At 65.1% G+C, this 11700-nt stretch carries 12 protein-coding genes and 1 rRNA gene (1 of these 13 cut by a window edge); 4 read left to right on the top strand and 9 right to left on the bottom strand.

The genetic code is table 11. From position 1 onward, the window contains the following. Positions 1-372: ribosomal RNA gene (locus tag V6U71_RS00335) — 16S ribosomal RNA — on the bottom strand; it reaches 1117 nt to the left of the window's first position. Between the two features lie 448 nt (positions 373-820). On the opposite strand from V6U71_RS00335, the gene V6U71_RS00330 reads away from it, so the two are divergent. Continuing rightward, positions 821-2332: a lipopolysaccharide biosynthesis protein gene (locus V6U71_RS00330; RefSeq protein ID WP_411340466.1), complete on the top strand. Its 1512-nt coding sequence runs from the start codon at positions 821-823 to the stop codon at positions 2330-2332. Positions 2333-2345: 13 nt separating this feature from the next. On the opposite strand, the gene V6U71_RS00325 is transcribed toward V6U71_RS00330, so the two are convergent. Next, positions 2346-2771 carry a CBS domain-containing protein gene (locus V6U71_RS00325; RefSeq protein WP_411340465.1) on the bottom strand — a complete coding sequence of 142 codons (426 nt, stop codon included), beginning with the start codon at positions 2769-2771 and terminating at the stop codon, positions 2346-2348. Next, positions 2768-2893 carry a hypothetical protein gene (locus tag V6U71_RS00320; RefSeq protein WP_411340464.1) on the bottom strand — a complete coding sequence of 42 codons (126 nt, stop codon included), beginning with the start codon at positions 2891-2893 and terminating at the stop codon, positions 2768-2770. The genes V6U71_RS00325 and V6U71_RS00320 overlap by 4 nt, the downstream gene beginning before the upstream one ends. Positions 2894-2903: 10 nt before the next feature. On the opposite strand from V6U71_RS00320, the gene V6U71_RS00315 reads away from it, so the two are divergent. Continuing rightward, positions 2904-3212 carry a hypothetical protein gene (locus V6U71_RS00315; protein ID WP_054723910.1) on the top strand — a complete coding sequence of 103 codons (309 nt, stop codon included), beginning with the start codon at positions 2904-2906 and terminating at the stop codon, positions 3210-3212. Next, on the top strand, positions 3202-3594 hold the full coding sequence (locus V6U71_RS00310; RefSeq protein WP_411340463.1) for an acyl-CoA thioesterase: 393 nt from the start codon (positions 3202-3204) through the stop codon (positions 3592-3594). Before V6U71_RS00315 ends, V6U71_RS00310 begins: the two co-directional genes overlap by 11 nt. Here the strand turns inward: V6U71_RS00310 and V6U71_RS00305 are convergent. The 6 genes from V6U71_RS00305 to hisS all read right to left on the bottom strand — a co-directional run bounded on the left by V6U71_RS00305 (position 3591) and on the right by hisS (position 10964). Further along, entirely contained in the window at positions 3591-5141 is a 1551-nt protein-coding gene (locus V6U71_RS00305; RefSeq protein WP_411340462.1) for a DUF4139 domain-containing protein, read from the bottom strand. The genes V6U71_RS00310 and V6U71_RS00305 overlap by 4 nt on opposite strands. Positions 5142-5179: 38 nt before the next feature. Next, complete coding sequence (locus V6U71_RS00300) at positions 5180-6613, bottom strand: DUF4139 domain-containing protein (RefSeq protein ID WP_411340461.1); 1434 nt, start codon at positions 6611-6613, stop codon at positions 5180-5182. Positions 6614-6689: 76 nt separating this feature from the next. Further along, complete coding sequence (locus V6U71_RS00295; protein WP_411340460.1) at positions 6690-7574, bottom strand: DUF4167 domain-containing protein; 885 nt, start codon at positions 7572-7574, stop codon at positions 6690-6692. Positions 7575-7829: 255 nt separating this feature from the next. Continuing rightward, a complete protein-coding gene (prmC, locus tag V6U71_RS00290) occupies positions 7830-8657 on the bottom strand; it encodes a peptide chain release factor N(5)-glutamine methyltransferase (RefSeq protein ID WP_411340459.1) in 828 nt (275 codons plus the stop codon). Further along, on the bottom strand, positions 8650-9717 hold the full coding sequence (gene prfA, locus V6U71_RS00285) for a peptide chain release factor 1 (protein WP_411340458.1): 1068 nt from the start codon (positions 9715-9717) through the stop codon (positions 8650-8652). Before prfA ends, prmC begins: the two co-directional genes overlap by 8 nt. After that, positions 9717-10964 carry a histidine--tRNA ligase gene (gene hisS, locus V6U71_RS00280; protein WP_411340457.1) on the bottom strand — a complete coding sequence of 416 codons (1248 nt, stop codon included), beginning with the start codon at positions 10962-10964 and terminating at the stop codon, positions 9717-9719. The genes prfA and hisS overlap by 1 nt, the downstream gene beginning before the upstream one ends. Positions 10965-11041: 77 nt before the next feature. Here hisS and V6U71_RS00275 point away from each other — a divergent pair, with 77 nt between their 5' ends. Continuing rightward, complete coding sequence (locus V6U71_RS00275) at positions 11042-11680, top strand: DUF1345 domain-containing protein (RefSeq protein WP_411340456.1); 639 nt, start codon at positions 11042-11044, stop codon at positions 11678-11680. Positions 11681-11700: the final 20 nt, after the last annotated feature.

Genomic DNA, 11700 nt, shown 5'->3' with positions numbered 1-11700 from the left:
CGCGGCATTGCTGGATCAGGCTTTCGCCCATTGTCCAATATTCCCCACTGCTGCCTCCCGTAGGAGTCTGGGCCGTGTCTCAGTCCCAGTGTGGCTGATCATCCTCTCAGACCAGCTAAAGATCGTCGCCTTGGTAGGCTTTTACCCCACCAACTAGCTAATCTTACGCGGGCTCATCCTTGGGCGATAAATCTTTGGACCGAAGTCATTATACGGTATTAGCACAAATTTCTCTGAGTTATTCCGTACCCAAGGGCAGATTCCCACGCGTTACGCACCCGTGCGCCACTAAGTCCGAAGACTTCGTTCGACTTGCATGTGTTAGGCATGCCGCCAGCGTTCGTTCTGAGCCAGGATCAAACTCTCAAGTTTGATGTTCGAATCTGCAAAGGTGGAATATCCCTCGCAAACCCGCTCATTTTAAGGAGCCTGGCCTACACAAGAAGCAACCCCGAAAGGCTGCTTCCACGTTATGGAAACGTGTAAGACATGTAGGTCAGGCTTGGCTTTTTATCCTGAGCACCTTGCACCTTAAAGCTGCAAGACCCAGGGCCGCCGCCCACATGTCCCTTCATCGACAATCACAATTTCAAAGAGCCACCGACAAGAAACAGCGGACAGTTGTCGTTCCCCGCTATTGCTATCGGGGGACATCTGTCCGTATCTGTTGGCGACCGGCTGGTTCGTGGCGTTTTCCGCCGCGTCCCCGTCCGGTGAACAGGCCTCTAGGCCCCTCATCGATTCGCGTCAACAACCTTTTTGCAATTTTGTTTCAAAGGATGTTGAGAGCATCGGGAAACCCCGGTGCCGGAAGGACAAAATGGTGAGCGAAAGCGCGGAATTCAAGGGCTCCGACCTGGGCGGAGAAAGTGCCGACGCATTCGGCAGCCGCGTGCGCAGCGCGGTGATCTGGCGGTCGGGGAGCCAGATTCTGGCGCAAATCATCACCTGGTCATCGACATTGCTCGTGATTCGTCTGCTCGATCCGGCCGATTATGGCCTGTTCGCGATGACGCAGGTGGTGCTCGCCTTCCTCGCTTTCCTCAACGGCTGGGGATTCGCGAGCGCGCTGGTGCAATCCGATTCGGTCGATCCGTTCCGAATCAGGCAGGCGTTCGGCCTGCTGCTGCTGCTCAACGCGCTACTCGCCGCCGTGCAATATTTCGGCGCCCCGGTCGCCGCGGCCTATTATGGCCAGCCGATGGTCGCCGAACTGCTCCGCGTCCAGGCGCTGATCTTTCTTGCGACGCCCTTCATCGCGCTTCCCGAAGTGATGATGTCGCGCAAACTCGATTTCCGCCGACAGGCGATCGTCAACCTCGTCGCCGCGCTTGCGGGCGCGGGCACGGCGCTCGGCTGCGCGCTCGCGGGATTCGGCGTCTGGACTCTCGTCTATGCGCCGATCGCCATGTTCTGGACGCGCGCGATCGGGCTGACCTTCGTGGCGCGGCTGCTCGTCTGGCCGAGTTTCAACTTCAAGGGCTGCGGCCAGATCATCGGATTCGGATCGGCGGTGCTGTTCAGCCAGCTCTTCTGGCTGGTGCAGAGCCAGTCGGACGTCTTCATCGCCGGCCGCCGGTTCGAACCGCATGCGCTCGGCCTCTATGCCGAAGCCTTGTTCCTCGCGCAGATCTTCATGGCGAAGTTCGTGCCGCCGCTCAACGAAGTCGCCTTCCCCGCCTATTCGCGAATCAAGGACAATCCGACCGCGATGCGTTGGAGCTTTCTGAAGACGGTCCGCCTGCTGATGCTCGTCGCCGCACCCTTTTATTGCGGACTCGCGGTGGTCGCGGCGCCGATGGTCGAGACACTGTTCGGAGTGAAGTGGCTCGGCATGGTGCCCTATATCCAGTTGCTGTCGCTCGCGCTCATCGCGATGACGGTGCAGATTCTCTTCGCGCCGGTGAACAATGCGCTCGGCAAGCCGCACGTCTCGATGCTCACCTCGCTCGGCGGCGCGCTCATCTTTCCCGCCGCCTTCCTGATCGGTGCCCAATGGGGGCTGATCGGCATCGCCTGGGCGTGGCTGGTCGCCGCGCCCCTGCTGCTCTTTGTCGCGGCGCGAATGTCGGCGCCGCTGATCGGCGTGTCGCTATGGGATGTCGGCCGCGCGATGCTGCCGGGACTCGCGCCCGCGCTGCTGATGGCGATCGGCGTGGGCTTCGCCGCACAATTGCTTGCGCCACTCGGCATGGCCGCGCCGATTCGGCTGGCGCTGCTCGTCGCGCTGGGCGTCGCGCTTTATGGCGGACTGCTCTGGCTACTCGAGCGCGAGGCGATCGCCGAAGTGACGCGACTCGTCCTTCGGCGGAAGATCGCCGAATCCGCGTAGCGGCACTTGGAGATTAAGACGCGATATAATCCCGCATCGCCGCGGCTTCGGCCTCAATCTTGTCGATGCGATATTTGACGAGATCGCCGATCGACACGAATCCGACGAGGCGGCCGCCGTCGACGACCGGCAAGTGGCGGATGCGCTTTTGCGTCATCTGCGACAGCGCGCCGATCACCGCCATCTGCGAATCGCAGGTCACCGGCGATTTGGTCATCACCTCGTCGAGCTGGCGGTCGAGCGCTTCGGGACCATAGGAGGACATCAGCCGGACAAGGTCGCGTTCGGAAAAGATGCCGACGATCACCTCGGCCTCCATCACCGGCACCGCCCCGATGCGATGCTGTGCCAAGAGGTCGATCACCGCACGAACCGTGTCTTCTTTCCGTGCCGAAATCACCGGACCCGTATGCCCGTGAAGGATCGCTCCGATCGTCATGCCATGCCGCTCCCCATGTCGCTTTTCAGGGCGACCAGCTTAACATGATTCGCGGCAAAGCCGAAAGGGCTGCGGCAGGACGATGGCCTTTCGCGCTTGGTCTTGCCGCGCGGCTGGTCCATGACTGCCCGCATGGTCAAACGATCCCCGCTCGACAACCGCGACACCTCGCAGGTCGCCTGGGCCCGCTATCGCCGGCTGATGAAGGGCATGGCACTGGTGTCGTTCGGCGCCGTCCTGCTGGCGCTGGGCTGGCTACGCTACACGATGGGCGATGCGCTCACGATCCACATGATCATCGCGACCGCCGCCGGGGTCGGCCTGTCGGTCCTGCTCGGCGCCGCGCTGATGGGACTCGTTTTCCTGTCGAGCGGCAGCGGCCACGACGAGGCGATCGAAGACCCGTTCAAGGACGACCCGGATATGAACCATGACCGATAAAGCCGTGTCCGACTGCCCGCGCGACCCGATCCTGCGCGTCGTCCCGCGCCCCGCGGACATCAACGCCAACGGCCACATCTTCGGCGGCTGGGTCCTCAGCCAGATGGACATCGCGGGCGGCATCGTCGCCGGCCGCGAAGCGCAGGGCGCGGTCGCGACCGTGGCGATCGACACGATGGAGTTCATTGCCCCGATCCTGCTGCGCGACATCATCTCCATCTATGCGCATATCGAACGGCGCGGGCGCACCTCGCTGGCGATCCGGCTCGAAGTGATCGCGACTCGCGACGGCGGCCGCACCGAGGAGAAGGTGACCGAAGGCGTCTTCACCTTCGTCGCGCTCGACGCGAATCACCGCCCGCGCCCGCTGCCGGCCGCCTAATCCTCGCTCTCGCGCGTGCGGTAATCGAGCGTGCGCGTCGCATTCGCCGGCACGCGCACCGTCCAGGTCGGCATGCCGTCCTTGCGCGGCAGTTTGCGCAGCCGCGAATCGAGGGTGCCGGTGTCATAGACCTGGAAACCGAGTTCAAAGGTCACCGCGAAGGGATTGGCGTTCGACACGGTCACCCGGCGATCATGCTCGCGCTTCTTGGGCGGGGCATAATTTTCCATGTCTATGCGCACCTGGCTGCTCTCGCCGATCACGAGGTCGACTTTCTCGCCGACCGCATGGTCGCGCATCATCCCCTCGCCCGCCAGCAGTTCGCGTCCCGCCGCCTGTTCGAAGACCGCGACTTGTCCGCTGGGCAGCGGCACACCGAGCCGGTTTGCCTCCTTGTTCTGCATGCGCAGCACGATCTCGGTCGCCTGCGCCGTTTCCTCATAGTCGGGATCGGCGCGTAGCCGGTAAATCGTCTCGAACGGCACGCCGTCCTTGATCAACAGCGCGACCTGCTTCTGCCCGTTCGCCGCGACGGTGACCGGAAAGGGCACGCGATAGAGCTTGAGGTCGCCAAGATCCTCGAGCTTCGCGGTGTCGACCACCGATATCGGCGCCGCCATCGCCTTTTCCTGACGCCGCGACGCCGTGACGATAATATCCATCCCCTCCGCCATCGGCGCGGGCGGCGGAGGCGGCGGCGGCGGCGGGGGCGGCGCGCCGTAGCGGCCGTTGCCGGTCGGAAAGCAACGCAGGCTCAGTTGCGGCGGCGGCGGTGCCTCGACGAGCGAATCGAAATCGCTCGTGACGTTGAGCGTCCCCGCCAGCACCGACATATTCGCGTCGGCAAAGCTTTCGCCATTGCTGTTCGCGACGGTCAGCCAGGCGAACAGGTCAAGCGTCTTGCCGTCGTCCGCCACGCGCGCGACATAATTGCTCGCCCAGTCGAACCCCGTCGACAAATAGGTCAGCGTCACTGTCGCCCGCTGCGCCGCCGGGCTGCGCGTCGTGACCGACAGCGTCGGCTTGGCGGTCAGTCCCGCCGGCACCCCGTCATAAGTCAGCGTTTCGGGAAGCCCGGTGCAGCGTAGCGCCTCATAGCCCGCCGGAGTTTGCAGGATCACCGCCCCCGCAGGGCCCGAGCGGATGACCGCCTCTTCCTCGGTCACCTTTCCCGTCGCCCGGTCGGTACGGCGGAGATGGACACGATTGCCGAGCGAACCGTCGAGCAGACTGGCGGGCGACAGCAGCGCCGCATCGCGATTCTTCTGCGCGACGCCGCCAGGCAGGCCGGTGACGATTGCCGACACCGCCACCATGCCTTCGGAGACGCCCTCGAAGCGCAGCACCGATTCGCCCGCCGGCAAATCGATCGTCCGCGTTTCGGAAATCAGCGCGAAGCCGTTCAGCCAATTGCGATTGATCTCGCCGCCCTCGGCGCGGTCGGGATCGCGAAAGACGCTGACCGCGACCTTGTCGGGCGCAGTCGAGGTAACCACCGACTGCGCCGCAGCGGGCGCCGCCGCGAACAGCAGCAGCAGCGAAGACATCGACAGGGGGGATGCGGCGCGGCGCATCGGTCCGCGAATCAGTAACGCGTTTCGAAGGTGGCGGTGATCGTCGCCTCGCCGTTCGCGGGTACGGTCACCCGCCACTGCGTGCCGTCCGAATCGAGCCTTTCGCTCTTCTGGCTTTCGGTGATGATCTTCGTTTCCGACCAGTACCAGTCGAGCCCGCGCTGGCGCAGGTCGAGCGTGACCGGCTGCGCGCGCGCGTTGGTCAGCAGATAGGACATCGACGACCGCCACACATAAGGCGCGCGCTTTTCGCGCGACACGACGGTCGCTTTCACCTTCACGTCGAACGCGTCGCCGGTCTTCAGCCCCAACTCGCTGCCCATCGGCGTGTGACCAATCTGGTTTTCACCGATAAACTGCGGATCGCCGCGCAGGTCGCGCTGGTAAAAGCGCACCGTCCCGGCGGGCAGCGCGTCGCCGAGGCCGCCGTCGCGGCTCGAGGTGAATTTGATCACGCTCGCCGCGCTCGCCGGCTCGGTCATGTTGTTGAAGCCGTCGACGGTAAACTCGTAGATTTTCTGCGCCGGCACCTTGGCGACGTCGAGAAAGCTCACCTGCTTGGTCTGTGCATTGGCGATCGTCGTGCGTTCGGGCAGCGGATAGAGATAATAGTCGCCAAGCTGCTCGCGCGGCGCGGTCTCGGTGCCGGCGCGGCGGAGTTCGCCGGGCGCCGACGACTGCGGGCGATAGCGGTACGACTGGCCGTAAGCGGCCATGCCGCCCGCCGACGGCGTCCCCGCGACGAGCAAGGTCTTGGCATTGTCGAAGGTCGTGCCGGTGTTGTTGCTCAGCGTCACCCAGCCTTGGACGTCGATCGTCCCCGCCTTTTCGTCATAGAGCGACACATAGTCGGCAGACCAGCCGAGGCCGTTCGTCAGATAGGAAAGCGTCGCGGGCCGCGTCCCGGATCCCTTGCTCTCGACCGTAATCGACAGCGTCGGCTTGACACGCAAGTTCGGCGGGATCTTGTCGAAGATGACCCGCACCGGCAGGCCGTCGTCGCGCAAGATCTCGATCCGCGGCCCGATCTGCAGCACGACGCCGCCGTTGACCGCGAGCACCTTGGCGCGCTCGCGCGTTTCGGCGCCCGTCGCGGGATTGATCCGGAGCAGCGTCACCGTCTCGCCTACCGCCTTCTGCATCAGCGCATCGGGCGAGAGGAGGTCATAGTCGAAATTCTGCTCGACAATCGCAGTACCGTCCGCGGCGAAGGAGACGGTCTGCGGCCGGATCTGTGCCGAAACGTCGGGAAACTCCTGCCGCGAGCGCCCGGCGGGGAAAGCGATCTGGCGGATGTCCTGCACCAGCGACTGCCCGCCGTTATAGATGGTAACGGCAAGATCGCCCTGCGCATTGCCCTGCGTCGGATCCTGCGCGGCGGCGGGGAATGAAACCACTGCCGCGACGGCGGCCACCGAAGCGCAAGTCCTTGCCAAAACGCGCATAAAAAACCTCCCCGCCAACAGTCTGGCGGGGAGGCTATGTTATGTGCCGGTCAAAAACCAGCGTGAAATAATGACCTTACTCGGCGGCCTCGACGCCGCTGCTCCGCGCTGCCAGCGTACGGCGCGTGCGGCGCGGCTTGGCGGCGGGGGCTTCGTCGCCGCCATCCGCGCCGGCATCGGCGTCTGCGCTCCGTTCGGGGCGGCCGATCGCCGGCGGCAGCACGGCCGTGTCGATGCCGGCATTGCCATTATCGTCACCGGCGCTCTCGTCCTTGCGCGGGCGGCGCGCCGGGCGGCGTGCGGGGCGCGGAGCCTCTTCGGCTTCGACGGCCTCGGCCTGCGCATCATTGCGGTCGTCGCGTTCGTCCTGTTCGCCGCGGCCGGCGCTGTCGTCGTCGCGGTTGCGGTTGGCGCGGCCGCGACCCTGCTGGCGATTGCCACGATTGTCGTCGCCCTGATCGTCGCGATTGCCGCGCGCTTCGCGGTTACCGCGATTGTCGCGCTGGCCGCGGTCGTTGCGATCATTGCGCTCGCCACGGTCGTCGCCATCGTCGTCGCGGCCGCCGTCGGTGTCGATATCGCTGTCGGTATCGTCATGACCGTCGAAATCCTCAACGCCGCGAATCTCGCGGCTCCGGTCGTGGCTGCGTTCCTGGCCGTTCTGGGCGTTCTTTTCTTCCTGCCGGGCGCGGAAATCGCTCACGACGCGGAAATAATGGTCGGCGAACTGCAGATAATATTCGGTCTGGACCCGGTCGCCGGCAAGCTGCGCGTCACGCGCAAGGTTGCGGTATTTCTCGATCATCTGGGCGCCGTTGCCGCGGGCGCGGCTGTCGATGCGGTTGGCCTGGTCGACGCCCCCGCGTCCGCCCGACTGCGGGCGACCATTGTTGTTGTTGCTGTTGTTGTTGCGGCCGCGACGGCGACCGCTCTGCCGGTTGTTCATGTTCAACTGAGACATCCTGTCGAAAAGCCAAATAAGCTATGCCAACCCCTTTTGGCCGACCGCGCCATTTGCGCGTCGCGCCCGCGCTCCCTGCGCGGCTTTACCCTTTACCGCTTGAACGGGACCCACGTCCCGGACCAGCATCGTAAGTGGGAAGCAGTCCTGCCGGGCCAGTATCGATGCCAAGCATCGCCAATGGGGTCCGATCAGTCCTAGAGCCGCCCCTACCGCGCTTTGCGGCGTAAACCAAGCGAATAATTGCGGCGACACTCAGGCACGGGTCAGCAAAAGCGCCCTGTCGCGGCCGCCGAGGTCGCGGCGGCATCGGACGGCAAAGCCCGCCGCTTCGGCAAGAGCAGAAACCGACATAAGCTGCGAGGCTCCGATTTCAAGGATCGCCATGCTGCCGGGCGCCAACAGGCGCGGCAGATCGGGAATAATCCGGCGATAATCGTCGAGCCCGTCGGGCCCGGCGAAAAGCGCTCCGGCGGGCTCATGTTCCGCGACATCGGGCATCAGTTGCTCGGTATCGGCGATATAGGGTGGATTGCACAGGATCAGGTCGAATTGCCCGGCAACGTCGTCGGTCCAGTCGCCTTCGCGGAATATTGCCCGATCCTGCATTTGCAATTCGCCCGCGTTCCGGCGCGCGAACGCCAGCGCATCCGCCGACACATCGACACCGAGCCCGGCCGCTTCGGGCAATTCGGACAACAAGGCCAGCACCAGCGTGCCCGGCCCGGTTCCAAGGTCAAGGATCTGCAGCGGCGCCCCGCGATCCTCGACGTGCGCCAGCGCCGCCTCGATCAGCGTCTCGCTGTCGGGGCGCGGGATCAGCACACCCGGGCCCACCGCAACGCGGATCGTCCAGAAGTCGCGATAGCCGACGATATAGGCGACCGGCTCGTGCACCATCCGGCGATCGATCAGCGCAGCGAAATCGCCTGGTACGGCGAAGCGCGCGGAATCGAGGAGCAGCGCCTGCCGTTCGATCCCCAGTGCATGCGCCATCAACAGTTCGGCGTCGAGGCGCGGGGTATCCGACACCGCCGCCAGTCGCGCCGCCGCATCGCGCAGCGCGGCGCCTACCTCACTCACCCAGCCCCGCCAGCCGCTGCGCCTGATCCTCGGCGATCAGCGCGTCGATCAGTTCGTCCATCTGCCCTTCCAATATCTCGGGCAGGCGGTGGAGGGTCAGGTTGATGCGATGGTCGGTCACCCGGCCCTGCGGGAAATTATAGGTGCGGATGCGCTCCGACCGGTCGCCCGAGCCGACCATCGACTTGCGCGCCGACGCCTCGGCGCTGTGGATCTTCTCGCGCTCGAGGTCATAGAGCCGCGCGCGCAGCACCTGCATCGCCTTGGCGCGATTCTTGTGCTGGCTACGCTGGTCCTGCTGGATGACGACGAGCCCGGTCGGAATATGCGTGATGCGGATCGCCGAATCGGTCGTGTTGACGTGCTGCCCCCCCGCCCCCGACGCGCGGTAAATGTCGATCTTGAGGTCGCTGTCGTTGATCGCGACGTCGACCTCCTCGGCCTCGGGCAGCACCGCGACCGTCGCGGCGCTGGTGTGGATGCGCCCGCCGCTTTCGGTGACGGGGACGCGCTGGACGCGGTGGACGCCGCTTTCGAACTTCAGCTTGGCGAACACGCCCTGCCCGCTCACCGATGCGACGACTTCCTTGTAGCCGCCGACCTCAGCCTCGTTCGCCGAGATGATTTCGACTTTCCAGCCCTGCGCATCGGCATAGCGGCTGTACATGCGGAGCAGATCGCCCGCGAACAGCGCGGCCTCGTCACCGCCGGTCCCGGCGCGGATTTCAAGCATCGCGGCGCGTTCATCGGCGACGTCCTTCGGCAGCAGCTTGATCGCCAGATCATGCTCGGCGGCAGGCAGCGCCTCCTCGACCGCCGCGATTTCCTCCTCCGCCATCGCCTTCATCTCGAGATCGCCGAGCATTTCGTTCAGCGCCACCAGTTCGCCGCGCAGCCGCGTCACTTCGGCCGCTGCCCTGGCCACCGGTTCGAGCTCGGCGAACTCCTTCGACGCCGCGACGAAATCGGCGGGCGCCATGTCGCCCGTCGCCATCCGCGCCTGCAAGGCGGCGTGGCGTTCGATGATGGCGTCGATCTGTTTGGCCGAAACGCTGGTCATCAAAGGGCCCGAACGACCGCTTCAGCCTGCTTCGCGCGATCGCTGTCGCCGCGGACATTGATATGCGACGCGCCGTCGCGCGTGCCGACCGAGATCAGCGCGTGCGCCGGAATCTTGGCCGCCTTGTCGAAGCGCTTGCGCGGCGATCCGCTGGCGACGATCTCGGTCGCGAAGCCGCTGCTGCGAAGCGCCGCCAGCGCCCGCATCGCCAGCGCGAGTTGGCTGTCGTCCTCGACCGCGATCACGGCGTCGAGACGATTGTCGATGATATCGTCGGCAAGCAGCATCGCCAGCCGCTCGATCCCGGCCGCCCAGCCGACCGCCGGGGTCGGCGGTCCGCCGAGATTTTCGATCAGCCCGTCATAGCGCCCGCCGCCGAGCACGGTGCCCTGCGCGCCAAGCCGGTCGGTGATGAACTCGAACGCGGTGTGGCGATAATAGTCGAGCCCACGCACCAGCCGCGCGTTGCGCTCCCATGCGACGCCCGCGGCGTCGAGGCCGGCAGTGACCGCACCGAAGAAATCCTGCGCCTCGCTCGTCAGGAAGGCGTCGATATCAGGTGCGCTGTCGGCGATCGGGCGGTCTTTGGCATCCTTGCTGTCGAGGATGCGCAGCGGATTCTTGTCGAGCCGGGCGAGGCTGTCCTCGCTGAGATCACCGCGATGACCCTCGAAATGCTCGACCAGCGCCGCACGCCATGTGTCGCGGCTCGCCGCGTCGCCGAGCGTATTGAGCGTCAGCGTGACGCCTTCGGATATGCCCAGTTCCTTCAGAAGCTGGTCGGCGAAGACGAGCAATTCGGCGTCCGCAAGCGGGCTGTCGCTGCCCAGCGCTTCGGCGTCGAGCTGGTGGAACTGGCGATAGCGACCCTTTTGCGGCCGCTCGTAACGGAACAGCGGCCCGTGCGTCGCAACCTTCAGCGGCGCGAACTGCTGCCAGCCGTTGGTGACATAGGCGCGCGCGATCCCGGCGGTAAATTCGGGGCGCAGCGTGATCCCTTCGCCGCCGCGATCCTCGAACGAATACATCTCCTTCGACACGACGTCGGTCGTCTCACCCAGCGAGCGGGCGAACACTGCGGTCGGCTCGATCACCGGCACTTCGACGCGCTTGAAGCCGTAAAGGCGGCGCACCCGCTCGAACGTCTCGACGACATAAGCGAAACGGTCGGCGAAATCGCCGAGCATGTCCTGTGTACCGCGGACGGGCTGCGGGATCGGGATCCTGGCGGATTTGTCCTTGCTCATGGGCCGCGCGTCTAATCGCTTTTCGGCGAAAGGCAAAGCGGGCTTGCGCGGGCTTCGCTCGCGGCTAGGCTGCCATCATGGCCCGCACGATCGGCAATCGCATCGCCCCGCCCCGCTTCGTCGCCTATGCGGCGGGGCTGGTTCTCGTCGCGGCATGGGCCATCATGCAGGATCGATCGGCGCTGCAGGACTTTCTGATCGGTTTCGACATCGTGACCGCGCTCTTCCTTCTGTCGACGATCCCGCTGTTCCGCACCCGCGATCCGCAAGTCCTGAAGCGGCATGCGGTCGAGAATGACGCGAACCGGGTGGCGCTGCTCGTCATTTCGGTGGCGGTGAGCGCCGTCGTGCTCGGCGCACTGGCGCAACTCGTCTCGGGCACCGGGCAATATTCGAAGCCGCTCGTGATCGTGACGCTGGCGCTCGCCTGGTTTTTCGCCAACACCGTTTACGCCATCCATTATGCGCATCTCTATTATACCCCCGACCAGGCGCACGGCGGCCATGCGGGAGGGCTTTCGGTGCCGAGCAGCCCGGCGCCCGACTATTTCGACTTTCTCCACTTCGCGCTGATCCTCGGCATGACCTTTCAGACCGCCGATATCGACATCACCAGCCGCGCGATCCGCCGCGTGTCGACCTGGCATTGCCTCGAGGCCTTCATCTTCAACATCGGCATCCTGGCTTTTTCGATCAACATGATCGCCGGAAGCTGAGCGAGCGGGCAATCGCCGGT

This window comes from Sphingopyxis sp. J-6 (assembly GCF_046603995.1).
Classification (GTDB): domain Bacteria; phylum Pseudomonadota; class Alphaproteobacteria; order Sphingomonadales; family Sphingomonadaceae; genus Sphingopyxis.
This window is presented reverse-complemented; position numbering and strand designations above follow the sequence as displayed.